This is a genomic window from Neisseria sp. P0021.S006 (genome assembly GCF_051956895.1).
Genome location: NZ_JBQCWZ010000920.1, coordinates 1 through 582 on the forward strand (window position 1 = coordinate 1; position 582 = coordinate 582).

Annotated in this window: 1 protein-coding gene; it reads left to right on the top strand. The window is 53.8% G+C overall.

The window, feature by feature from the left end:
• On the top strand, positions 1-582 hold a 582-nt coding region (locus ACTHUM_RS17905), incomplete at both ends, for an aminotransferase class III-fold pyridoxal phosphate-dependent enzyme (RefSeq protein ID WP_440403678.1).

The window sequence follows — 582 nt, forward strand, 5'->3', positions numbered from 1 at the left end:
ATGTTCCATTTAATGATATTGCCGCATTGGAAGCCGCCGTCAGCGACAAAACCTGCGCCGTGATTATCGAACCGATTCAAGGCGAAAGCGGCATCCTGCCTGCCACTCAAGAATATCTGCAAGCCGCACGCCGTTTGTGCGACAAACACGGTGCCTTGCTGATTTTGGACGAAGTGCAAACCGGCATGGGCCATACGGGCAAACTGTTTGCCTACGAGCATTACGGCATCACACCCGACATCATCAGCTCCGCCAAAGCCTTGGGTTGCGGTTTCCCGATTGGCGCGATACTGACCACCGATAAAATCGCCCCAACCTTCGGCCCTGGAACACATGGTTCAACCTTTGGCGGCAATCCGATGGCATGCGCGGTCGGCAGCCGTGCGTTTGACATCATCAATGCGCCCGAAACATTGGCACACGTTGAGCAACAAGGCCAAAAACTTCAGACGACCTTGCGTGAAATAGGCGAAAAGACCGGCGTATTTAAAGAAGTCCGCGGCATGGGTTTGCTGCTCGGCTGCGTATTGGCAGACAAATACGAAGGCAAGGCATCGGAAATTACCGCCGCTGCTTTAAAAC